This window comes from Chryseobacterium sp. UF-81 (assembly GCF_058245105.1).
Window position 1 is genome coordinate 38,823 of record NZ_JBSIBX010000004.1, and the last position, 22,383, is coordinate 61,205.

Below are 22,383 nucleotides of genomic sequence, written 5' to 3' on the forward strand. Positions count from 1 at the left end.
AATTTGATGAACAAATATAATTTTTTTTCGAACATAATGATGCATCAGAAATAGGGCATTGCCATTTTATTTTTTTCTCACATCTTTGGGAGTATAAATTTTTATTATATTTAACAACTTAAAAACACAAACAATCTATGAGAAAAAATTTATTTCTCCGGCTATTTCTATTGATAGCCCTCAGCATTTCGCTGTATTCTTGCCGGACAGAAGAGGAGCTGAACCCCAAAAACGGTGAAGCCGGAAATTTGCGGTATGGCATATCCAAAGAAGCCTTTATGGGAAGTTTATTTGTCACAGGTCTGAAAAGAAACAGCTCCAAAAATGTAGCCTCTGCTCTCACAGCAGAAGAGCTGGTAGAAAGACTGGACTTGGAAAAAGCCCACTTGAATTCCAATAATGGGAAAGAAGTTTTTCATGTGCCTGTAAGAACATTTGGAAGCTACAAAAGGTCGCTCCTGTCTATATCTGGAAACGGAAACTCCATGGCTGTTCTATTGACCTATCCCAATCCGGAAGATCAAAGGCTTTTTTATATAACGGACCTCAACGGAAATCTTCTGAAGGAAGTGAAGATAGGAGACGATGGGAAAGAACTTCCAGCTTCTCTCACTTCAAAAAAATTCAGCATAGCGGGCAAAAGTGATGATTTATGTGAGGAAGTAGTGTATGAAACCTGTAGTTCAGGGCAACACAGCTTTGAAACAGGAAATGCATATCAATGCGAGTTTTGGCATAACCTACAGGGAGGTACGCCTCCAAAATTATTTAAAATAAACGGCATATGTGGCGGAACAGGAAGTGGTGGCGGTGGAACACCGATAGGTGGGGATGGATCTTCAGGCGGACATCCGGCAGGCGGAAGCAGTACTTCCCCTGTAGGTGGCGGAGGCCCTCCCAAATATGATTTTACCTCAGCCGATTGTGTACAAAATCTGGACTGTGAAAACTGTAATATACCGGGTGATACTAACAATGACTGTAAGCTGAGTTATGATGAAGCAATAGCCTTTAATAATAATCCATGTGAGAAAACAAAAAGTATCATCAATAATCCAAAAACCAAACCTGCAGTGGATGATATGAAAAACCAATCAGTATTGCCTCCTTCAGATCCTAATTACGGAGAAATTGGATATAAATTTCAGGCAGACGGAACTCCATCTTCAAAAATTATAGGAGGTGCCCACAGTGTGAATTTTGGAGATAAGACAGGATATGCCGGAGGTTATCATAATCATACTCTTAAAGGAATACCTATGTTTTCCGTTCCGGATATAGATCAGCTATTGGGATTTGCGAGAGCACAAGGGAATTATGGAAATCTAAGTAATGCGTTTATGGGGGTGGTTGCACCCAATGGCATGCATTATGTTATTTTGTTTAACGGAACTTATCTGGATGCGTTGACAAATTTTTCACAGGAAGATATAAATATATATATAAAAGACTATCAAAAAATGGAAAGTAATTTAACTGACTCTGAGATAAATGGAAACATATATATTAATAGCGATGGAAAAATAAATAATGTTGGTGCGGAAAAACTACTTCTTGAAACTCTAAAAAATATGGGGTTAGATGGGAAAGTCAATCTGCAAAGAATCGAAGGCGAAAACATAATAAAAAATATAACTTTAAACAGTGATGGCAAAGCAACAACTGCAGTCCCATGTTTATAATCAAAATGAAAAAAATGGATACAAAATATTTTAAAATAATATTAACATTAGGAATGATGATATGCTCAATTTCTTGTACAGCACAAAACCTCCCTTTAAATACCTTTTTAAACGATATTCCAGCAGGGGCTCATTTAAAAGATTTAAATAACGAACTTAATCCCTATATAGGTATTTATAAAGCAAATTTTCAAGATAAAGAGATTACGTTATTTATATCAAAAGAAGTTGACAAACTTGAGAAAAGTGCAAAAAAAGACTATTTTTTAGATGCTTTAGTAATAAAATATATCGTAAAAAATTCTTTAGGAATTATTCTTCAAGATACACAAAGTATTAGCATCCCAAAAATAGAATTGTACAGTATAGGAACAAGACCTTCCCAAAACTCTGTTATTTTTTTATATAGTGGAACAAATTGTAGTGTGGGTAATGGAAAAATTATTCTAAAGAAAATAAACTCTACACAAATTTCATGGGAATATCGTCCAAACGATATTGTGCTTGACGACAGCAGATGTCCTCCAGGAACAGATATTAATATTTATCTTCCGGAAACAAAAGATTTAATTTTTACTAAACAATAGTGAAAGATTTAATTATATCTTTAGGAATGTTTGTTGTGTTTTCTTGCAAAGCACAACAAACTTATCCTCTAAAGACAGATTATACAGAAACGTCTAATTATTCATATTTAAAAGATTTAAATAATGAACTTATTCCTTATGAAGGAACATGGAAGGGAACATGGGATAATAAAACTTTTTTTCTTAGCCTAAATAAGGTGAAAAAAAACATGGATCATAAAGACAATAACCCTTATTATAAGGATATATTAGCTGGTAGATTTAAGGTTTTAGATTCTTCAGGAAATATTTTATATGATAATACTAGTTTACCAGATCAAGATACTAAAATTGAGGGGGTTGGGATTTATAAAAAAATACTACTAAATATATTTTGTTTTACGTAGATTCAGATATTTGTAATATTTCAGGTCGTATTTATTTAACTTTTACTAATTCAATGTTAGATTGGAAATTTATGGATACAACAGATATTATAGACTCTTCCTGTCAATATTACAATTCTAATCCGTTCCCACAGCCTTTGCCTAAAAGTATTATTTTAACAAAGCAATAGATAAACTTTGAAAACTAAATTTTTATTAAGATGCAACATTACTTATAGTTGACATTGACTAAATTTATCATTGATGAAATATAAGCCATTAATTATATTAACATTCCTTATAAGTTTCTTGTCTTTTTCTCAAGAAATTAATAAAATAGAGTTTCATTATTCTAATTCAGTAATTATTGGAAATGAAACTAATATAATTTTTGAATCTGTTAAAAAGAACAGGAGAAATAGAGTTAAGATTATAACTGAGCGAGAAAATGAATTTTTCACTCAAAAAATCACTCAAAAAAAGTTTTTAAAATTGTGTAAAGCAATTTCAAAAATTAATACTGTTACATATAATTTAATTAAGGGAAAAGATTCAATAAAGTATAACTGTATTGATGGTTCTGATATAATTATCACAACTTTTCAAAATAATATAAAAAAGCAATATTTCATAGAATGTTTAGCATCAGTGGATAAAGACTCTCATGACAGAAAAGACTTTTGGTACGCTGTTCAACTTATTGCAGAAAGTGTAGGGATAAGAATTGAAGATTTATATTAATAAACTGAAATTCAAAAAAATGATAAAACAATTTTGTAAGTCTCTCTTGGAACTGGACAGAAATAATTAAAAATATTAATGGAAAGGACTTGTATAAATGGATAAGAGAAATACAATATTATTAAATGCAAAATAAAATATAAACCGCCTCAAAAGCGGTTTTTTATTTGCAGGTAAATCACTATTTTTGAATCATGATTAAAGCAAGCAATGTCCATAAATTTTATGGAAATTTAGAAGTACTGAAAGGAGTTGATATTCACATTAAAACAGGTGAAGTGGTTTCTATCGTAGGGGAATCCGGAGCAGGAAAGTCTACGTTGCTTCAGATCTTGGGAACGCTGGACCATCCCAGCAATTCCAATAAATACAATACTGAAATTAGTATTGCAGGCGAGTCTTTCATTAATATGAATGATAAGCAGCTTTCTAAATTCAGAAACCAGAACATTGGTTTTGTATTTCAGTTTCACCAGCTTCTTCCGGAATTTACTGCTTTAGAAAATGTTCTGCTTCCGACAAAAATTGGAGGAGCCAATGAAAAGGAAGCTTTAGAAAAAGCCTATGCCTTATTTGAAGACCTTAAAATAGAACAGAGACTGCATCATAAGCCCAACCAGCTATCCGGAGGAGAGGCACAAAGGGTAGCCGTAGCAAGAGCCCTGATCAATTCTCCTAAAATTATTTTTGCGGATGAGCCTACGGGAAACTTAGACTCAAAAAATGCAGATGACCTTCACAGATTATTTTTTGACCTTAGGGATAAATACAACCAGACTTTTGTTATTGTAACCCACAACCCAAATCTTGCCGAGATCACAGACCGTAAGCTGGTTATGAAAGATGGAATGATTATCGAATAAAAATCACCTTACCTCAATGAAAAGATTTATTTTCCTGTTCCTTTTTATGATTTCCTGCTCTAAAAGCAGGTCTCAGGAAAATAATGCTTCCGGTGTTCTTCCACAGGTAAAGGTTCTGGAAATTAAAAATTTTGTGAAAGGAAAGCATTACAATCAGGATATTGCTGTTTTTATTAATTTTAAGATTCATTCCGGAAAATACCGTTACTTTGTTTATGATCTGAAAAACGATAAAATACTGCAGAAAGCAGTTGTTTCTCATGGTTCAGGTTCTGTTATTAAGAATTCAGATGTTTTGAAATTCAGCAATACAGAAGGATCCTACCAGTCTTCACTGGGAAAGTATGAGATCCTGAACAGCTATAACGGAAAATTTGGAAAAGCTTACAGGCTGAACGGTCTGGATAATGATAACAACAATGCAATGCAAAGGGCAATAGTCCTGCATTCTTTCGGATGTATTCCGGACCAGGAATCTCCGGCTCCGGCTTGCCTGAGCTTGGGATGTCCGATGCTTTCTGCCCATGCATTGGCCACGACCTCAAAATATCTTGACCAGTCAAAAAATCCGGTCATCATGTATGCGTTTTATTAAATTCAGAATTCCCTTATTGATAACTTTTATAACACACAAATGACCATAAAATTCCTTGCCGAAGACGACAGGCCCAGAGAAAAATTCTTGCTGAAAGGAAAAAGCTCACTTTCCGATTCTGAGCTTCTGGCAATCATTATGGGGAGCGGAAGCAAGGACGAGAGTGCCCTGGAATTAGCAAGAAAAATTCTCGCATCAGTAAATAACAGCTGGCACCAGTTGAGCCTTCTTTCCAATAAAGAGCTTATGAAATTCAAAGGAATCGGGGAAGTTAAAGCTGTTTCTATCATTGCGGCATTGGAAATAGGAAAAAGAAGAGCCGTTCAGGAAATTCCTGAAAAAGCTGTGATATCCAATAGTGATGACGCATATTTTATTCTTAAAAACCAGTTATCAGATTTAAGGACTGAAGAATTCTGGGCTATATTCCTGAACCAGAGCAATAAGGTAATTCATATCTCACAGCTGACACAAGGCGGTATAAACCAGTCAATCGTAGATGTAAGAATTTTGTTTAAAACAGCCCTGGATCATTTTTCAACAGGAATTATTATTGCGCACAACCATCCGTCGGGAAGTCTGAAGCCCAGTAATGAAGATATCAGCATTACTAAAAAAATAAATGAAGCCGGGAAAACATTAAGCATACAGCTTTTAGATCATATCATTGTTACGCAGGATGCCTACTTTAGTTTCTCAGATGAAGGATTATTATGATTAAAAAACTGAAATATAACGAGATTGATTTTAAAAAATATGAAGGCTGTCTGGAAAAGTCAGAACAGAGGAAGTATTCAGCATCAAAAAGCTTTTTAGATATAACAACAGGCAAACAATGGGATGTTTTGGTCTATAATGATTATGAGGCTGTAATGCCTGTTCCTTTTATTCTTAAAAAAGGTATTAAAATTGTTCATAATCCGTTGATATGCCAGCAACTTGGTGTCTTTTCAGATAAAGATGATAAGAAGATCAATGAAAAGTTCCTGCATTTCCTCCAGAAGAATTACCTCGTGAGGGCTTATCATTTTAATGAAACCAACAGCTTTGATTCAAAATTAAAAACAAAAAAGAACTTTCTTTTATATCCTGATGAGTATGCCAAAGTATTTGCCAGATATTCACCCAAAAGAAAAAGAAAACTGAGACTGGATGATGAAGTAACCGAAAATTCTGAACTTAAGGAAATACATTACAAAGAAGCAGAGATTTTCATAAAAAACAACGTAATAGGACTGGATAAAGAAGATGATACAGATACTTTACTGAAAACGCTTGAGGCATTTCATTCATCGAAACATTTAAAATTTCTGGCCTTTTACTACCATCAGGAAATTACTAATATGATTGCTATTTATTCGGATTACGATACCATTGCGCTTTTAGGTACCTTTAATGATAAAAAGTACATTAAAATGTCGGGGGCATCTACTCTTATTGATCACGTCATCAAAGAAAATATAGAAAATTGTATTTTTGATTTTGAAGGCGGTAATCTTCCAAGCATTGAAGAGTTTTTCAGAGGCTTCAGACCAGAATTAAAACATTATGCAGTGATAGAGAATTCTAAAAAGACATTGATCAGGGATTTTGCCCGATTTCTGATGAGAGGCAAACTTTCTTAAGATGAATATCATGCCTATTTCGTTATTTAGAATGATTTTAATTAAATATTATTCCGTATCTTTATAAAGTATTTATCCTAATAATCCAGCCATGCTAAAGCAGATCCGTTATTATAAACTGCCCTATATTATTTATAATTTTTTTAATAAGAAGAAGTTAGAGCATAATATCCCGTTGTATAAAAAGTATGGACTCAAAAAAAACTATTTTTCCAGCATTTCCAGTGCCGATTTTGCCCATCTTCCGGCTTCCGAAAGAGGAATAGACCAGAAGAAACTTGTTGACACTGCATTTTTTAAAGAACTCAATGCTGAAAATAAACAAAGTGCCCTGCAGTATGATGAAAACGGATATATGATTGTAAGAAATTTCATCAGCCCGGATGATGCTGACAGGATCAATAATGAAATTGAAAAACTGATGGAAAATGGCACCCTGAAATTTATTTACGGAGGAAAGCTGATGTTTGCCATTCATCATTCTGAGATCATTAAGAATATTGGAAATGATAAAAACCTGATGGATTTTCTGTCCGTCCTTTTAGATGGTAAGGCCAAGCTTTTCCAGAGCATCAACTTTATTAATGGCAGCCAACAGAAAACGCATTCAGACAGTATTCATATGACGACTTATCCTCTCGGAGGGCTTCTGGGTGTTTGGATTGCATTAGAAGATGTGGACGAGACCAATGGCGCATTGCACTATATTCCAAAAAGCCATAAACTTCCTTATTTCCTTAATTCTGACTATGAAAATGAAGGTAGTGCATTTAAAATAGGTAAGAAAAGCTACCGGGCTTATGAAGAGTTCCTGGAATCCAAAGTCAGAGAATTAGGTCTTAAAAAGGAAATATTTAAAGCAAAAAAAGGAGATATGCTAATATGGCATGCCAATATTCTCCACGGCGGAGAACCTCATACAGACAAGAATAAGACGCGGAAAAGCCTGGTGTATCACTTCTTTGATGAAAACAGTGTATGTTATCATGAAGTAACACAGAGACCGGCATTGTTTGAACTCTGATTTGCTATAAAAACAGCTGAATAATAGCAGCTGAAAGAATAGTTTTTTTACTTTTGCATTCTTAACAGTATCAACTCAAATGCAAATGAAGAAAACCGGAAATATTTTTGTTTTTATTTTTTCAATCTATTTATGCCTGATGTCCTATTATTTATATACTCATCAGTATTATAATGCAGATCTGGAAGCCTATATGGGGCTTATTTACAAAACTGAATATTCCGATCTTAAAATAGAAGATGTTCATAAAAAGGTATATGGAGAATTAAAAAAAATAAATCCTAAAATTTCTGAAATTTCCAAGGCTGAAGAAATTGCAATAGGAGGGAACAGCTATTATTATACACTGTCAAAAAATCCCAAAGCTTATGAAGAAGAACTTCAGCTGTTCTCGGTGAAACCATTTTATAATTTTATGAACCTGATGTTCTATAAATTAGGCTTTAATGTTTTAACTTCAATATCTTTAACCTCTATATTTTCTTATGTTTTTATCCTTACTTTAATATTTTGCTTTCTGATCAGAGTTTTAAAGAATTATCCTTTATCCTTTATCATAACGGTTATCATTTCGTTATTCAAACCGCTTTTGGAGGCAAGCCGGTATGCTTCGGCAGACAGTTTAGCCTGTTTAATGCTTCTGTTAAGTTTCTATACTTTTATAATCAAGAAAAATCATCTTACGGCAACGGTTTTTGCAATGCTCTGTGTTTTAACTAGACCGGAATATTTTATATTATATTCATTTCTTTATGTTTTGATTTATTTTTATAGAAACACCCTTCATATTAAAACAACGCAAGTATTATTATCTTACGGCTATATTTTTCTTTCCTTTTTTCTGATTCAGTATTTTAACCAGATTTCATGGTCTGTTTTATTTATGAACCAGTTTACAAAAGTTCAGATCTATCCGATATCAGCCCCGGATCCGTTCTATTTTCCGGATTATCTGAATTTTATAAAAAAAACAATTATGCTGGACTTTAACGGATCATATTTCCCACTGCTTTTATTGTTTATTGTCATTATTCTGGCAAATAAATTTTCTTTGAACAGTAAAAAAAGCTGGGCCCAGTGCTTGTTTTTTGGAGCTGTTTATGCTGCTGTTTTTGTAAGATACCTGGTTTTTCCAAGCCTGGCCAACAGAATGATGATAGGTTTTTATCTGATCATTGTTCTGTCTCTTATCTATATTCAGAATTCTAAGACTGATATATTTAAAAACTCTTTAGAAGCCGGAAAATAATTAGTAATTTTGCGGTCTAAAATTATGGCTAGTTTTTCAGGATATTTACCGTATGCTTTTGCATTAATTATCGCAATTCCTTTTTTGGTTTTGCTGAGACAATTTGTACATTCGTACATTACCCTTAAAAATCAGGAGATCAGGCTCCTTTCCGTAAAATCAAATTCTGAAAACAAAGCCCATTCCTATGAGAGAATGACTCTCTTTTTAGAAAGAATAAAACCGTCGAACATTATACAGAAATTCGATAAAGGTCTGGCAGTACATGAGTTTATTTTTCTTACGGAAAAGACCATCAATGAAGAATTTGATTACAATTCTTCCCAACAGTTGTATATTACGAAAAACTCATGGAAGAATATCGTAGACTCAAAAAATGCCTTGATCGATTTACTCCATAAAACATATGATGGTCTGAATGAAAATGCGGATCTTGAAGAGTTCAAAACTATTTTCATTATGAACTATATGGAAGGGGATGACTATATTGCTGCTACCATAGAAGACCTTAGAAGAGAAATTTTAATTTTAACTTAAAAATAACAGATAAATAATGATTCCAAATTTTAAAGCACATCCATGGCATGGGGTTTCTGCAGGAGAAGATGCGCCAAATGTTGTAAACGTATTCGTGGAAATCGTTCCTTCAGATACTATTAAATATGAAGTAGATAAAGAAACAGGATTTTTAAAGGTAGACAGACCTCAGAAATTTTCTAATATTATTCCCGCTTTATACGGATTTGTTCCAAGAACATACTGCCATAATGAAGTAATGAAGCTTGCTGTAGAGGCTGGTGCTGATGATGTGACAGAAGGTGATCATGATCCGCTTGATATCTGTGTGTTAAGCTCTCATAATATCCATTCAGGAGGATTATTAATGGAAGCTATTCCGATCGGTGGATTCAAAATGATCGACGGAGGGGAAGCAGATGACAAAATTGTTGCTGTAATGATTGGTGACCATGCTTTTGGACATTTCAGAGATATTTCTGAACTTCCTGAAGCGGAAGTGAAAAGATTAATGCACTACTTCTTAACGTATAAGAACTTACCGGATGAGCCTGCAAAATGTAGAATTCATGAGGTATACGGAGCTGAGCACGCTAAAAAAGTGATCAAAGCTTCTCAAAAAGATTACGCAGAAAAATTCGGAGGCTAAAAAACAGCATTCCAAAATTATAATAAAGGCAGATGAATTTTCATCTGCCTTTTTATTTGTAATAATTTCATCAATATGCCGGAAGCTGAAAGGGATTTACAGTTACTATTGGACCGCTAGTTTCTTAAAATGAATTAATAATCTTAAGGCAATTATAAAAAACGAGATATAGGTATATTTTATAACCTCAATAACTTCCCTCTTGCAACTTCAGGCTTTCTTATCTAATTAATGCTTTCCCTGCAATATTACCTTATTATACCATTTTAAATTTTCAGAAAATATAATATAGAACCAGAATTAATAAAACCATAGAATTTTTGTTATATTTATAAAACTAATTACTATTTATTAATATTAAAATAATAAACTATGGATTTGTTCTATTTAATTCCGGTTTTCGGCGTTGTCGCCTTATTGTATACTTTCCTGCAGAGTAACTGGGTAAGTAAGCAGAATGCCGGAAATGAGAAAATGAAAATAATCAGCGGACATATTGCTGATGGTGCAATGGCTTTTCTAAAGGCCGAGTACAAGATTTTAACTTATTTTGTAGTGGTGGTTGCGATATTACTTGCTGTAATGGGATCCAGTAATTCCAATTCCCATTGGAGCATTGGAGTTGCTTTTGCCGTTGGAGCAGTATTTTCTGCACTGGCAGGATTTATCGGAATGAAAATCGCAACAAAAGCCAATGTAAGAACAGCAGAAGCAGCAAGAACCTCACTTTCCAAAGCCCTCAAAGTTTCCTTTACAGGAGGCTCTGTTATGGGAATGGGAGTGGCCGGACTGGCAGTTTTGGGCCTTGGTTCTCTTTTTCTGATCATTAAACAGATCTTCGCTCCTGATGCAACAGTAGATTCCCATGAAATGGAAAGGACAATTGAAATTCTTACAGGATTTTCTCTGGGTGCAGAATCCATTGCCCTTTTTGCAAGAGTAGGCGGAGGTATTTATACGAAAGCAGCAGACGTAGGTGCTGACCTTGTAGGAAAAGTGGAAGCAGGAATTCCTGAAGACGATCCCAGAAATCCAGCCACTATTGCGGATAATGTAGGTGATAATGTAGGAGATGTGGCAGGAATGGGAGCCGACCTTTTCGGATCTTATGTTGCAACCGTACTGGCAACAATGGTTTTAGGCAGAGAAACAATGTCTGATGATTCATTCGGAGGCTTTGCACCGATCCTTCTTCCAATGCTTATTGCCGGTACAGGGATCATTTTCTCTATGATAGGGACTTTGTTTGTAAGAATCAATGACAATGAAGGTTCCTCCACTTCCAGTGTCCAGAATGCCCTGAATCTGGGAAACTGGGGAAGTATCGTCATTACCGCCATATCCTCTTATTTTTTAGTTACCTACCTTCTTCCTGAAAAAATGACCCTCAGAGGACATGAATTTACCAAAATGGGTGTTTTCGGTGCTATAATGGTAGGACTTGTTGTGGGAACTTTAATGAGCATTATTACAGAATATTATACCGCGATGGGTAAAAGACCGGTTTCCAGCATAGTAAGACAATCTTCTACAGGCCATGCAACCAATATTATCGGAGGGCTGGCAGTAGGAATGGAATCTACACTGCTCCCGATCCTTGTACTGGCAGGAGGAATTTACGGTTCTTATTTATGTGCAGGACTTTACGGAGTAGCGATCGCAGCGGCCGGAATGATGGCAACTACCGCCATGCAGCTTGCTATTGACGCTTTCGGACCGATTGCCGACAATGCCGGAGGAATTGCTGAAATGAGTGAACTTCCAAAAGAAGTCCGTGAAAGAACAGACATCCTGGACGCTGTAGGAAACACTACGGCAGCTACTGGAAAAGGATTTGCCATTGCTTCCGCAGCATTAACAGCGCTTGCCTTATTTGCTGCCTTCGTGGGAATTGCCGGAATCGATGGAATTGATATCTACAGAGCAGATGTTCTGGCAGGCTTATTCGTAGGAGGGATGATACCGTTTATATTTTCTTCACTTGCCATCACTGCAGTAGGACAGGCTGCAATGGCCATGGTAGAGGAGGTAAGAAGACAGTTTCGTGAAATTCCGGGGATCCTGGAAGGAAAAGCACAACCCGAATACGAAAAATGTGTGGCCATATCCACAGATGCATCCATCAGAAAAATGATGCTTCCGGGAGCCATTGCTATTATTTCACCTTTGCTGATAGGGTTTATTTTCGGACCTGAAGTTTTGGGAGGGTTTTTAGCCGGAGCTACCGTGAGTGGCGTTCTGATGGGAATGTTCCAGAATAATGCCGGTGGTGCCTGGGATAATGCAAAAAAATCATTTGAAAAAGGTGTTGATATCAATGGCCAGACTTATTACAAGGGTTCAGAACCTCATAAGGCTTCCGTAACCGGGGACACTGTGGGAGATCCGTTCAAAGATACTTCAGGACCATCAATGAATATTCTGATCAAGCTGATGTCCATCGTTTCATTAGTAATTGCACCGACATTGGCAGTACTGCATAAAGACAAAATTGAAGCCAACAGAAAAGCGAAACTGGAAAGCTTAACAAGAGCTTATAATGCAACTTCAACTGCCGCACCTGCAGATCTTCAAACGGTTTCTTCTTCTCCAAAAGAAATCAAAGGGCATCTTAATGAAAACGGCGATTTTGTTTATGAAACAGGAAACATTCAGGAAATAAAATTAAAAGGCGGAAAAACAATCGCTTTAGGAGAAGGAAGCAGACTGTTTCAGCTGTATAATTCAATACATCAAAAAGATCAGACTGTCATAGATCCTAACAACTGGTATACGCTGGAAAATCTGTATTTCGAAACCGGTTCCAGTGACCTGAAAGCAGGTTCTGATGCGCAACTGAATAACCTTGCTGAAATCTTAAATGCCTATCCTGATGTAAAAATCAAATTGGGAGGTTACACAGATAATACCGGCAATGAAGAAAGCAATCAGAAACTATCAAATCTCAGGGCTCAGACTGCTAAGCTTAAGCTTTTGGAACTGGGAATTTCATCAGACAGAGTAGAGGCAGAAGGCTATGGCTCTCAGCATCCGGTTTGTGAAGCTAATGACACGGATGAGTGTAAAGCAAAAAACAGAAGAATTGATGTAAGAGTTCTCGCTCTTTAAATCAAAGAATCAAATATTGAAAGCACCGTTTTTAAGCGGTGCTTTTTTATTGATGAAAAGAGTTTTCCATTTAAAATAATCTGTGTCAAATCTGTGGAATACAAAAAATACAGACTTTATACATAGCCTATGAAGATTTTGATCTATACTTACTAAAGGTTTTTCTGCAGATGTTCCAAAGCCTGGATGATCAATTCATCTTTTTTAGCAAAACTGAACCGTACATAATCAGAGTTCTGTCTTGAATTATAGAATGCCGAAAGGGGAAGACATGATGTTCCTTTCTCTACCGTTAACCATTTTGAAAATTCCACATCAGTCATTGTTTTAGAAACATTTCTGAAATTAACGACCTGGAAGACACTTCCTTCAGCCTTTTTGATTACTTCTAAAGGTGTAAATGCAATCATTTCATTGAAAATATCCCTTTTTCGCTGCATAACATGTTTATTTTCAGAAGCATCAAACACTTCAAGATATCTGGCAAGGGCATACTGCGCAGGAGCATTCGCACTGTAGGAAATGTATTGCTGATGGCATCTGAATTTTGAGGTAAGACATTCTGAAGCAAGTAAATAGCTGACTTTCCATCCTGAAGTATGAAACATTTTTCCAAAAGAAAATATACAGAAGGTCATATTTCTCAGCTCAGGGTGAAGAAAAGAACTGTAATGTTCAACTCCGTCGTAGCAGTATGTGTCATAGATCTCCTCTGAAATCAGGTAAATTTCCTGATGTTTTATGAGCTCATAAAGCTGTTTCCAGTCATTTTGTTTCCAGATGGTTCCCGTAGGATTTTGTGGTGAATTGACGATAACGGCTTTTGTTTTTTCGGAAATACATTTTTGAAAATTTTCCCAGTTTATGGTAAAATCATTATCAAGGTCATAATAAACAGGAATACCCCCATTTAAAACAACAGATGGCCCGTAAGTATAATATGAAGGCTGAATAATAATAACTTCATCTCCCTGATTTAAAACCGATTTAAGGGCTGTATGTAAAGCAAAAGTTGCACAGGGAACAATAGTTACCTCATTTTCTGTAAGCCTGATGCTGTTTTTCCGGGCTGTGTTATAAGTAATGATATTGCTAATGAGCATCGGATTTCCTGCAAGTGGCTCATACTGATGTTTATTACAATCTGCAGCCTCCTTTAAAAATGATTTTAATCGCTCATCAATATCAAAATCAGGAAGTCCTAATGACAGGTCAAAACTATTATGTTTTTGGGCAAGCTCAGACATTTCCGTGAAAAAAGAATAGTGTGTAAATCCGTAAATTTTTTCCATCTATATTGCATTTATATCAAATATAAGAAAAATAGGCATCCGTTGAAGATTAAATAAAATTTGTTATTTTTAAGCAAATTATTATCATATGAAAAAAATACTTATCCCGTTGTTGGGGCTGGCTGTAGTAGTTAGCTGCGGAACGGCGAAATCTTCTGAAGGTGCTTCAGCTCAATCCACTCAATCTGCTTCTGTAGCAAAAGGCGATAAAGCCTTTCTTTCTGCGTATAAGACCATTAAAGCTGATGAGCTAAAGAAAAACTTATATGTAATTGCTTCTGATGAAATGGGGGGAAGGGATACGGGAAGTCCGGGACAGAAAAAAGCGGGTGAGTATATGATTAATTATTATAAAAGCCTGGGAATTAATCCTCCGAAAGCGTTAGGTTCCTACTATCAAAAAGTTCCTTCAGAATTTATGAAAAAAAGAGGCGGAGGAAACCTTCCGGATTCTGAAAATATCCTTGCTTTTATTGAAGGAAGTGAGAAACCTGAAGAAATAATAGTGATTTCCGGCCACTATGATCATGTCGGGACCAAAAACGGAGTTGTTTACAACGGTGCCGATGATGACGGAAGCGGAACTGTAGCCGTTATGCAGATCGCGAAAGCATTCCAGGAAGCTAAAAAGGCTGGACACGGGCCCAAAAGATCAATTCTTTTCCTTCATGTAACAGGAGAGGAGCACGGCCTGTTTGGATCCGAATACTATACCAGCAATCCCGTATTTCCTCTTGCCAATACTGTAGTTGATCTCAATATTGACATGATCGGCCGTGATGATGCTGCAAACAGAGGAAAACAATATGTGTATGTGATAGGGTCTGAAATGCTGAGCTCCCAGCTTAAAGTCATTAATGAGGCTGCCAACAAAAAGACGAATAATCTGGAATTAAACTATAAATATGATGATCCGGCGGATCCGGAACAGCTATATTACCGTTCAGACCATTATAATTTTGCCAAAAACAATGTCCCGGTAGCTTTTTTCTTCGACGGTATTCATGAAGATTATCACAAACCAACGGATGATCCTGAAAAAATTGATTATCCATTGCTGGAAAAAAGAGCCCAGCTGGTATTTGCTACTGCCTGGGAAATTGCAAACAGGGCGGAAAGAATTGTGGTAGATAAGAAATAATGATTTGTTGATTCATCGCAAAGAGGCAATGAAATGATGTATGAATTCTTGCGTCTTTGCGTTGAACAACTTTGCACACGGCGTTAATCCTATTATATTACCAAAACAATAATTAAAATATGGTAAATCCAATGATTCGTGAGGCCAGGCCAGAAGATATTCCACAGATTCAGATCGTCAGAAATGCTGTAAAAGAAAATACCCTTTCAGATCCTGCGTTGGTAACAGATGCAGATTGTGAAGAATTTCTGTTTGAAAGAGGAAAGGGCTGGGTAGCTGAAACAGATGCCCGGATTACCGGTTTTTCTATTGTAGATCTGAAGGAAAATAATATCTGGGCACTTTTTATACATCCTGATTTTGAAAATCGGGGAATCGGGCGGAAGCTTCATGATATTATGCTTGACTGGTATTTTAAACAAACCAAAGAAGATGTTTGGCTGGGAACTGCACCCGGCACAAGAGCCGAAACATTCTACAGGAAATCCGGATGGCAGGAAGCAGGCATGCACGGAAAAGGCGAAATCAAGTTTGAAATGACTTATAATAACTGGAAAAACAGAAAATCATGGGACAAGGTGTAAAATCGATCAGGCCTTTTATTGGCGCTGAAAATTTTGAAGTAAGCCGAAATTTTTACAGAGATCTTGGGTTTGAGGAAGTGATTCTTGAGCCGAAATTATCTTTGTTTAAAAGGCAGGAAACAGGATTTTATCTTCAGGATTACTATGCCAAAGATTGGATAGACAATACCATGGTCTTTATGGAGGTGAAGAATACAGATGATTTCTGGAAGGAGCTTCAGGCTTTGCATCTTACTGATAAATATGAAAAAGTGAAACTTACCCCTGTAAGAACAATGGAGTGGGGAAAAGAATGCTTTGTACATGATCCGTCCGGGATTTTGTGGCATTTCGGTGAGTTTTTTTAATAGCAGAAAGAAATTATGATTTACGCTTTTGATACCTATTATTATGAAGACCATGCCAAGACCGTGTGTATTGCATTTGAAGACTGGACTTCAGAAAATGAGTCTGATATTTTTACAGAAAAAACAGAAGTCTCTTCCGATTATGAAAGTGGGGCTTTCTATAAAAGAGAACTGCCCTGCATTCTGAGTTTGTTAAATACAATTAAATTAAAGGAAGGAGACATTATTATAGTTGATGGGTATGTTACCCTTGATAATGATGGTAAAATGGGACTTGGAGGATACCTCTACGAAGCCTTGGGCCGGAAGTATGCAATTATTGGAATTGCTAAAAATGAGTTTGCATCACCGGACTCCCAAAGAAGGAATGTTTTAAGAGGGGAGAGTAAAACTCCATTATTCCTTACAGCAAAAGGAGCAGACGTAGATGAAATACTGCCTAAAATAGAGCAGATGCACGGATCTTACAGGATACCTGCATTGTTGAAAAAGCTCGATCAGCTTTCCAGAGCTTAATTTTATATGAAAAAAAATTATTTATATATCTTGATCGTATCACTTATATTTTTATTGATATATTCTCTGTTACAATATGATTATTTTTTCTGGTTCACACCCTTATTTTTTATTGCTTTATGTTATAATTTTTACCTTATTCTAAAATTCTCAAAAAACAAAGCTTTTTATTTTTTAGTTAATTTTATCTTACTTTTAGCAGATGTTTATCTTGCTATGATAGCTTTTTTACTGCGTGTTGACTGGTAGTTTTATTTGAGAATTGCTAAAATTATCTGGCTGATTTTTTAAATTATTCTATAAAAAGTGATAAATATCATTCGCTTATTATTTTTATTGATTCTAAATAAATGTAAATTTGTCTCAACAAAATAAAGGAATAAATGAAGAAATTATCTACTTTTTCTGCTTTGGTATTCTATATGATGATGAATGCACAATACTGTACTCCTGCATTTCAATATGGTGCAGATAGCAATATGATCACCAATGTCAGCTTTGGAAATATCAATAATACCTCAACTTCACAATCAGGGAATGCGCAGTCCTATGAGGATTTTACCTCTCTGTCTGCAGATCTTCAGGCAGGAAACAGTTATCAGATTTCTGTAAAAGGTCCATCCAGTAGTTTTCCAAGTGATGTTGTTGTTTTTATTGACTTTAACAAAAACGGGAATTTTGATGATGCAGGAGAAAGTTTTTATATCGGCAGACTGGCAGCAGCAAATCCATTTAATGCCTTTACGGTAACCGTTGCCATTACGGTTCCCGCGAATGCAGCAGCCGGTGCCACAAGAATGAGAGTCCTGAAAAACACCAATACCGCAGCTTATTCTGATCCAAATGCCGCAAATTCTATCAATACAGCTTGTGATACTGGTTTAAGAGCGGGACAGGCAGAAGATTATACGGTTAATATTGCAGGAAACAGTGTGATTTTCCCTTCGCCATATTGCGGGGCTGAAAATGTAACAGCCCTTACGGTCAGTGAAATTGCAAAGGTAGAATTTACAGGAATTTCCAAAGAAAGTAATATTGATGGAAACTCAGATGTGATCGAGAACTTTACCAGTACCGTTTTCAATGTGAGCAGAGGAAATTCTTATCCGATCACTGTTACAGGAGGAACTCAGGGACAGGCCACGGTCTCCGCATATGCTTACATCGACCTTAATCATAATAATGCATTTGATCCTGATGAAGTATTTAATTTAGGCTATCTGGATAATTCAGACCCTATTCCTGGCACACAGTCGGGAGCGACGTCCGGAACGATTGAAATTCCTGTCGATGCGATGCTGGGAGAGACCCGTTTAAGAATTGTTAAAGCTTACGAATCTAATTCATGGATGGGTACCCTGGAAAACCTGCCATGCCCTTCAGGATGGTTCATAGGACAGGCCGAAGATTATACTTTAAATGTGAAAGCCTCAAATCTGGCGACATCGGAAGTGAAAAAAAGATCTTCTTCCAGAATATACCCTAATCCTACATCAGATTCTGCACATGTAAAGACAGAAGCAGGATTGGAAAAATATGAGATTTATAATCTGGCAGGACAAAAACTTACTGACGGAACATCCGAAGTTATCAATATGGAAAGCCTTACATCCGGAACTTACCTGATTAAGATTCACACCAGAGATAAAAAAAGTATTACTGAAAAGATCATCAAAAAATAAACACTTATCTAATCATATCCATATCAATTTTTGTTTTTTTAGACCGGCAGATTCTATCTGTCGGTTTTCTTTTTGATAAAAGAAACGTAAGAAAAGTATAATAGGGAACAGCTGCTTAATCAATCAATCAATCAATCAATCGCAGATTGATTCCTGGCTTTGCATCCTTCAATCCGCATAATAATATTAAACTTTACGTTAAAAGAATAATCTGTAAAAAGAATACTATTCCAACGGCTTTTTATCTGAATTTTTAAGATTTTGAATTGAGTATTTCGAGTAAATCGTGCTTCGACAGCTTCTGAATGCCGGTTCCATCCGTCTGAAGCAGATTTTGGGCCAGTTCATTTTTCTTTTTCTGAAGACTTAGAATCTTTTCTTCCACCGTATTGGAACAGATCAGCCGTACCGCAATCACATTTTTGGTTTGCCCGATCCGGTAGCTTCGGTCGATTGCCTGGTTTTCAGCCGCAGGATTCCACCACGGATCTACCAGATAGATATAATCTGCCTGCGTAAGATTAAGCCCTACGCCGCCAACTTTTAAACTGATCAGAAACACCCTTACTTCTTCATTCTCCTGAAAATTATTAACAGTTTTACCCCTGTTTTTAGTCTGCCCGGTAAGGTATTCAAATGGAATTTTTTTACGTTCAAGTTCAGCTTTAAGTAAGTCCAGCATCTCTACAAATTGTGAGAATACCAGGATCTTATGATCTTTGGATTTACTCTGGATCTGCTCCATCAGTATTTCTATTTTCACGGCATGCTCATTGGAGTATCCTTCTTTTAAAAGCACCGGAGAGTTACAGATCTGTCGTAGCCTGGTAAGTCCTGTAAGAACGTGCATGCTGTTTTTATTCAGGTCATCGTCATCATTGGCGGCAATAAACTCACGGAGCTCTTTTTCATAGGCATCATAGATCTTACGCTGCTCAGTATCCATTTCACAGTAAATAACCATTTCTGTTTTATCAGGAAGCTCTTTGGCAACCTGCTTTTTTGTTCTGCGGAGAATAAAAGGCTTTATTTTCTGCTGAAGTTCCTGAGCACGCTTACCATATTCAAATTTATCAATCGGAACCGCATAAATGTCTTTAAAATACTGCTTGCTTCCCAAAAGTCCCGGACATGCAAAAGAAAGCTGGCTGTAAAGATCAAAAGTATTATTTTCAATAGGAGTTCCCGTAAGAACGATCCTGTTTCTTGAATTCAGCAGACGTGCTGCCTTGTATCTTTCCGAATCAGGATTTTTAATCGTTTGTGATTCATCAAGGAAAACACAGTTGAAACGGAAGTTTTTCAGAAAACGGATATCCGAAAGTAACATTCCGTAGCTGGTAAGGACCATCTCATATTCAGAAAAATGTTCTGTAGTTTTCAATCTGCCGGCTCCATAATGGGTCATTACCTTTATTGAAGGAGCAAATTTGTTAATTTCTTCCTGCCAGTTGAAGAGCAGGGAAGTAGGCACTACCACGAGGTTGGTAACATGCCCTCTTTTTTCCCGTTGGGAAAGAATAAATGCGATCACCTGAAGCGTTTTCCCAAGGCCCATATCATCTGCCAGGCATCCGCCGAAATTAAAACCGTCTAAAAGATTCAGCCAGTTCAGTCCGTCATGCTGATAGTCCCTCAGCACTGCATTCAACCCGGAGGGGATACTGATCTGAGGAATATCTTTAACGGATGAGAACTGAAGCGAATAAGAAGAAAGCTCTTCCTGTACCTCGTTGCTTAAAATATCCTTTTCAAACAAAGTGGAGACTTCAGTAAAATTGATCTTCGGAATTTTAAGATCTTCTTCGTCAATTTCCCCGATCCGGAAAAACTCATTCATTCTGTCGATCCATTCCTCCGGAAGAACACCAAGCGTGCCATCGTCCAGCTGTACAAATTTACTTCTGTTGCGGATCGCGCGGTGAAGCTGTTTCAGGGCAGCATCTTTCTGGCCGAAGCTTACCTTTAGCTTAGCATTGAACCAATCCAGCCCACTGGTGATCTGAATATTGACCTTTGCCTTGTGAGAGTTGAGTTTTGTGCTCTTAAGCTCATTGAACCCAAGAATAACCACGCCTTCACGTCTCCATATTTCAAATGCGTGCAGAAACCAGTCCTGATCCAGAAATTTATCTTTATGCAGATAAAAATAATCATAGCCATCCATCTGTGCTTCAAAATCCGGATGCTGCTTCATGATGAAAGACGTAAAACGGGCTTCTTCTGCCTCATTTCTTTCAATTTTAAATACATTTCCATTCTGATCCGTATCAAAAAGCTGTTTTCTGGAATACACGGGAACTTCTACCTGTCCGTATTTCATAACGGGAGTCAAAGCAACATAATTTCCCTGCTGGCGGAGGTAAATGATCCGCTCATTCTGATGATTTTTCTCTTCAAGCTGTACTGGCGTTGCAGGCTGTATGTAGCTATAATTGATGTGGATACGTTCTTCCAGAGAAGAGAGAACGTTCTTCATGAATGCTTCGTATTTTGAGGCATGAACAAGCAGAATCTCATTATTGGCTTTGAAAAACTTAATTACCCGGAGCATATCAGGATCATCTGCAAAACTGAAAGTATTCCTGCTATAAACAAAATATTCATTCCTGATCATTATGTTTTTAAAAGGAATAGATATATCATTGAATTCCAACGCTCCGGTCACCTCATAAAAAGGTTCCTTTCTAAATACGCTAAGCTGTATTTCCGCCTGTAAAATTTCAAGATGTACCGGAACAAGAGATTTTGATGAAACAGCCTCGGACAGTACACGGTCATGATAATAGGTTTCCAGTCCGAGCGGATTCTGTACGATCAGCTTGAGGGCTTCCAGTTCGGCTGTATTGTAATCTTCGTTATAATTATTCTGAAACGCTGAAACTGCAGTGAAAAATTTGATATGCTGCGGTTTTTCGGCTTTCCAGATAAGCTGCATGGCATCAACAGGCTGTACAGGGTTTTTGAGTTTTCCAGCCTGCGTACGTTCAGCTTCCATGAGCGAAAAATTCAGATGGCTGTAATAGCGGTGTCTTCCGATGACCAGTATTTTTCTTTTTCCACTGTCTTTTAATGCTAATTCATCGACTATTGAAGAACGTTGGGGAAGAAGCTGCTGCTTAAAAACATCTTCATCGATAGGCAACATTTCTTTGATCTTAGGCCTTACTTCAATTTTATCATCAGCGTATACCAGTTCGAAATAGCGATCAAGATCGGGATCATTTTCTAATCCATAGCTTTTGGCTTTAGCAATAAACAGTTTCTTACGAAGGAACGGATCAAAAAAAGTCCTGAATTTTTTCTCCTCTATGATGCAGTGAATGATTTCTGCCTGATGCTCACAAAGTTTGTCTTTAGGACTGTGACAGGTACACGTGCTTACTATAGAGCTGTCTATCTGGCTGACAGAAACTTCCGGAAAATCTTTTAACGGAGATCTTTTGGTAAAAATCCCGGTATTATTTTCGATGGCAGCAGGATAAATATCATGAAAATCCCTGAGCTCCAGGAATCCACTGCCCCAAGTATGTTTCAGAAGATCATACACAGAAAGTATACTGATGCTTGTATTTTCAAGAATAAAGGCTGCCATAAGCACGCGAATTTACAAAAAATGGCAACAACAATCTAAAGTATTGAGGATGAAGTGAAAATCCAATGGCAGAAAGCGATTTGAGGGATGCTGGCGTTTCATTCTATGCTCTGAATACCAATATAAATATTCAATTCTATTTTATCATACGATTAATAGATATTTTATCGTTATTATTGTACAATATTTGAATTCATGAAAAACCAAATGAATTTAAGAAGA

Annotated in this window: 20 protein-coding genes; 18 read left to right on the plus strand and 2 right to left on the minus strand. The window is 36.6% G+C overall.

Annotated elements, in window-relative coordinates; translation table 11 throughout:
• Positions 1-137: 137 nt before the first annotated feature.
• The 13 genes from AC4IFE_RS07455 (at position 138) to AC4IFE_RS07515 (ending at position 13,004) form a co-directional block, all read left to right on the plus strand.
• Positions 138-1,682 carry a hypothetical protein gene (locus tag AC4IFE_RS07455; RefSeq protein ID WP_490756013.1) on the plus strand — a complete coding sequence of 515 codons (1,545 nt, stop codon included), beginning with the start codon at positions 138-140 and terminating at the stop codon, positions 1,680-1,682.
• A 14-nt stretch (positions 1,683-1,696) separates the two neighbouring features.
• Positions 1,697-2,269, plus strand: a complete 573-nt coding sequence (locus AC4IFE_RS07460) for a DUF6705 family protein (RefSeq protein WP_490756014.1) — start codon at positions 1,697-1,699, stop codon at positions 2,267-2,269.
• On the plus strand, positions 2,269-2,655 hold the full coding sequence (locus tag AC4IFE_RS07465; protein WP_490756015.1) for a DUF6705 family protein: 387 nt from the start codon (positions 2,269-2,271) through the stop codon (positions 2,653-2,655). The genes AC4IFE_RS07460 and AC4IFE_RS07465 overlap by 1 nt, the downstream gene beginning before the upstream one ends.
• Before the next feature lie 243 nt (positions 2,656-2,898).
• Positions 2,899-3,375 carry a hypothetical protein gene (locus tag AC4IFE_RS07470; RefSeq protein ID WP_490756016.1) on the plus strand — a complete coding sequence of 159 codons (477 nt, stop codon included), beginning with the start codon at positions 2,899-2,901 and terminating at the stop codon, positions 3,373-3,375.
• A 194-nt stretch (positions 3,376-3,569) separates the two neighbouring features.
• Positions 3,570-4,238 carry an ABC transporter ATP-binding protein gene (locus AC4IFE_RS07475; protein ID WP_490756017.1) on the plus strand — a complete coding sequence of 223 codons (669 nt, stop codon included), beginning with the start codon at positions 3,570-3,572 and terminating at the stop codon, positions 4,236-4,238.
• Positions 4,239-4,254: 16 nt separating this feature from the next.
• Positions 4,255-4,833 (plus strand): murein L,D-transpeptidase catalytic domain-containing protein, encoded by a 579-nt coding sequence (locus AC4IFE_RS07480; protein WP_490756018.1) that lies wholly within the window; start codon positions 4,255-4,257, stop codon positions 4,831-4,833.
• 39 nt (positions 4,834-4,872) lie between these two features.
• A complete protein-coding gene (gene radC, locus AC4IFE_RS07485) occupies positions 4,873-5,550 on the plus strand; it encodes a RadC family protein (protein WP_490756019.1) in 678 nt (225 codons plus the stop codon).
• Entirely contained in the window at positions 5,547-6,458 is a 912-nt protein-coding gene (locus AC4IFE_RS07490) for a hypothetical protein (RefSeq protein WP_490756020.1), read from the plus strand. Before radC ends, AC4IFE_RS07490 begins: the two co-directional genes overlap by 4 nt.
• Before the next feature lie 91 nt (positions 6,459-6,549).
• Positions 6,550-7,482 (plus strand): phytanoyl-CoA dioxygenase family protein, encoded by a 933-nt coding sequence (locus AC4IFE_RS07495; RefSeq protein ID WP_490756022.1) that lies wholly within the window; start codon positions 6,550-6,552, stop codon positions 7,480-7,482.
• An 85-nt stretch (positions 7,483-7,567) separates the two neighbouring features.
• A complete protein-coding gene (locus AC4IFE_RS07500; RefSeq protein ID WP_490756023.1) occupies positions 7,568-8,731 on the plus strand; it encodes a hypothetical protein in 1,164 nt (387 codons plus the stop codon).
• A gap of 24 nt (positions 8,732-8,755) precedes the next feature.
• Complete coding sequence (locus AC4IFE_RS07505; RefSeq protein WP_490756024.1) at positions 8,756-9,268, plus strand: DUF7935 family protein; 513 nt, start codon at positions 8,756-8,758, stop codon at positions 9,266-9,268.
• A 16-nt stretch (positions 9,269-9,284) separates the two neighbouring features.
• The gene (locus AC4IFE_RS07510; RefSeq protein ID WP_111953138.1) at positions 9,285-9,896 is read left to right on the plus strand and encodes an inorganic pyrophosphatase; all 612 of its coding nucleotides are present in this window, start codon (positions 9,285-9,287) and stop codon (positions 9,894-9,896) included.
• 372 nt (positions 9,897-10,268) lie between these two features.
• A complete protein-coding gene (locus AC4IFE_RS07515; protein WP_490756025.1) occupies positions 10,269-13,004 on the plus strand; it encodes a sodium-translocating pyrophosphatase in 2,736 nt (911 codons plus the stop codon).
• A gap of 152 nt (positions 13,005-13,156) precedes the next feature.
• Here AC4IFE_RS07515 and AC4IFE_RS07520 read toward each other — a convergent pair whose 3' ends face one another.
• Positions 13,157-14,296, minus strand: a complete 1,140-nt coding sequence (locus AC4IFE_RS07520; RefSeq protein WP_490756026.1) for an aminotransferase class I/II-fold pyridoxal phosphate-dependent enzyme — start codon at positions 14,294-14,296, stop codon at positions 13,157-13,159.
• Positions 14,297-14,384: 88 nt separating this feature from the next.
• Between AC4IFE_RS07520 and AC4IFE_RS07525 the strand changes: the two genes are divergently transcribed.
• From AC4IFE_RS07525 to AC4IFE_RS07545, 5 genes are all read left to right on the plus strand, one after another.
• On the plus strand, positions 14,385-15,437 hold the full coding sequence (locus tag AC4IFE_RS07525) for a M28 family metallopeptidase (protein ID WP_490756028.1): 1,053 nt from the start codon (positions 14,385-14,387) through the stop codon (positions 15,435-15,437).
• A 119-nt stretch (positions 15,438-15,556) separates the two neighbouring features.
• The gene (locus AC4IFE_RS07530) at positions 15,557-16,021 is read left to right on the plus strand and encodes a GNAT family N-acetyltransferase (protein WP_490756030.1); all 465 of its coding nucleotides are present in this window, start codon (positions 15,557-15,559) and stop codon (positions 16,019-16,021) included.
• Positions 16,006-16,368, plus strand: coding sequence for a VOC family protein (locus AC4IFE_RS07535; protein ID WP_490756031.1), 363 nt, complete (start codon positions 16,006-16,008; stop codon positions 16,366-16,368). Before AC4IFE_RS07530 ends, AC4IFE_RS07535 begins: the two co-directional genes overlap by 16 nt.
• 15 nt (positions 16,369-16,383) lie before the next feature.
• The gene (locus AC4IFE_RS07540) at positions 16,384-16,884 is read left to right on the plus strand and encodes an endonuclease V (RefSeq protein WP_490756032.1); all 501 of its coding nucleotides are present in this window, start codon (positions 16,384-16,386) and stop codon (positions 16,882-16,884) included.
• A 383-nt stretch (positions 16,885-17,267) separates the two neighbouring features.
• Complete coding sequence (locus AC4IFE_RS07545; RefSeq protein WP_490756033.1) at positions 17,268-18,566, plus strand: T9SS type A sorting domain-containing protein; 1,299 nt, start codon at positions 17,268-17,270, stop codon at positions 18,564-18,566.
• 253 nt (positions 18,567-18,819) lie between these two features.
• Here AC4IFE_RS07545 and AC4IFE_RS07550 read toward each other — a convergent pair whose 3' ends face one another.
• Positions 18,820-22,161: a DEAD/DEAH box helicase gene (locus tag AC4IFE_RS07550; protein WP_490756035.1), complete on the minus strand. Its 3,342-nt coding sequence runs from the start codon at positions 22,159-22,161 to the stop codon at positions 18,820-18,822.
• Positions 22,162-22,383 lie beyond the last annotated feature (222 nt).

Excerpts from the sequence above, each read along its gene's own strand:
- AC4IFE_RS07495 (WP_490756022.1), top strand. The coding sequence starts at position 6,550 with ATGCTAAAGCAGATCCGTTATTATAAACTGCCCTATATTATTTATAAT.
- AC4IFE_RS07525 (WP_490756028.1), top strand. The coding sequence starts at position 14,385 with ATGAAAAAAATACTTATCCCGTTGTTGGGGCTGGCTGTAGTAGTTAGC.
- AC4IFE_RS07530 (WP_490756030.1), top strand. The coding sequence starts at position 15,557 with ATGGTAAATCCAATGATTCGTGAGGCCAGGCCAGAAGATATTCCACAG.
- AC4IFE_RS07515 (WP_490756025.1), top strand. The coding sequence starts at position 10,269 with ATGGATTTGTTCTATTTAATTCCGGTTTTCGGCGTTGTCGCCTTATTG.
- AC4IFE_RS07475 (WP_490756017.1), top strand. The coding sequence starts at position 3,570 with ATGATTAAAGCAAGCAATGTCCATAAATTTTATGGAAATTTAGAAGTA.
- AC4IFE_RS07520 (WP_490756026.1), bottom strand. The coding sequence starts at position 14,296 with ATGGAAAAAATTTACGGATTTACACACTATTCTTTTTTCACGGAAATG.
- AC4IFE_RS07545 (WP_490756033.1), top strand. The coding sequence starts at position 17,268 with ATGAAGAAATTATCTACTTTTTCTGCTTTGGTATTCTATATGATGATG.
- AC4IFE_RS07500 (WP_490756023.1), top strand. The coding sequence starts at position 7,568 with ATGAAGAAAACCGGAAATATTTTTGTTTTTATTTTTTCAATCTATTTA.
- AC4IFE_RS07470 (WP_490756016.1), top strand. The coding sequence starts at position 2,899 with ATGAAATATAAGCCATTAATTATATTAACATTCCTTATAAGTTTCTTG.
- AC4IFE_RS07540 (WP_490756032.1), top strand. The coding sequence starts at position 16,384 with ATGATTTACGCTTTTGATACCTATTATTATGAAGACCATGCCAAGACC.
- AC4IFE_RS07460 (WP_490756014.1), top strand. The coding sequence starts at position 1,697 with ATGGATACAAAATATTTTAAAATAATATTAACATTAGGAATGATGATA.
- AC4IFE_RS07550 (WP_490756035.1), bottom strand. The coding sequence starts at position 22,161 with ATGGCAGCCTTTATTCTTGAAAATACAAGCATCAGTATACTTTCTGTG.
- AC4IFE_RS07505 (WP_490756024.1), top strand. The coding sequence starts at position 8,756 with ATGGCTAGTTTTTCAGGATATTTACCGTATGCTTTTGCATTAATTATC.
- AC4IFE_RS07455 (WP_490756013.1), top strand. The coding sequence starts at position 138 with ATGAGAAAAAATTTATTTCTCCGGCTATTTCTATTGATAGCCCTCAGC.
- AC4IFE_RS07535 (WP_490756031.1), top strand. The coding sequence starts at position 16,006 with ATGGGACAAGGTGTAAAATCGATCAGGCCTTTTATTGGCGCTGAAAAT.
- AC4IFE_RS07510 (WP_111953138.1), top strand. The coding sequence starts at position 9,285 with ATGATTCCAAATTTTAAAGCACATCCATGGCATGGGGTTTCTGCAGGA.
- AC4IFE_RS07490 (WP_490756020.1), top strand. The coding sequence starts at position 5,547 with ATGATTAAAAAACTGAAATATAACGAGATTGATTTTAAAAAATATGAA.
- AC4IFE_RS07480 (WP_490756018.1), top strand. The coding sequence starts at position 4,255 with ATGAAAAGATTTATTTTCCTGTTCCTTTTTATGATTTCCTGCTCTAAA.
- radC (WP_490756019.1), top strand. The coding sequence starts at position 4,873 with ATGACCATAAAATTCCTTGCCGAAGACGACAGGCCCAGAGAAAAATTC.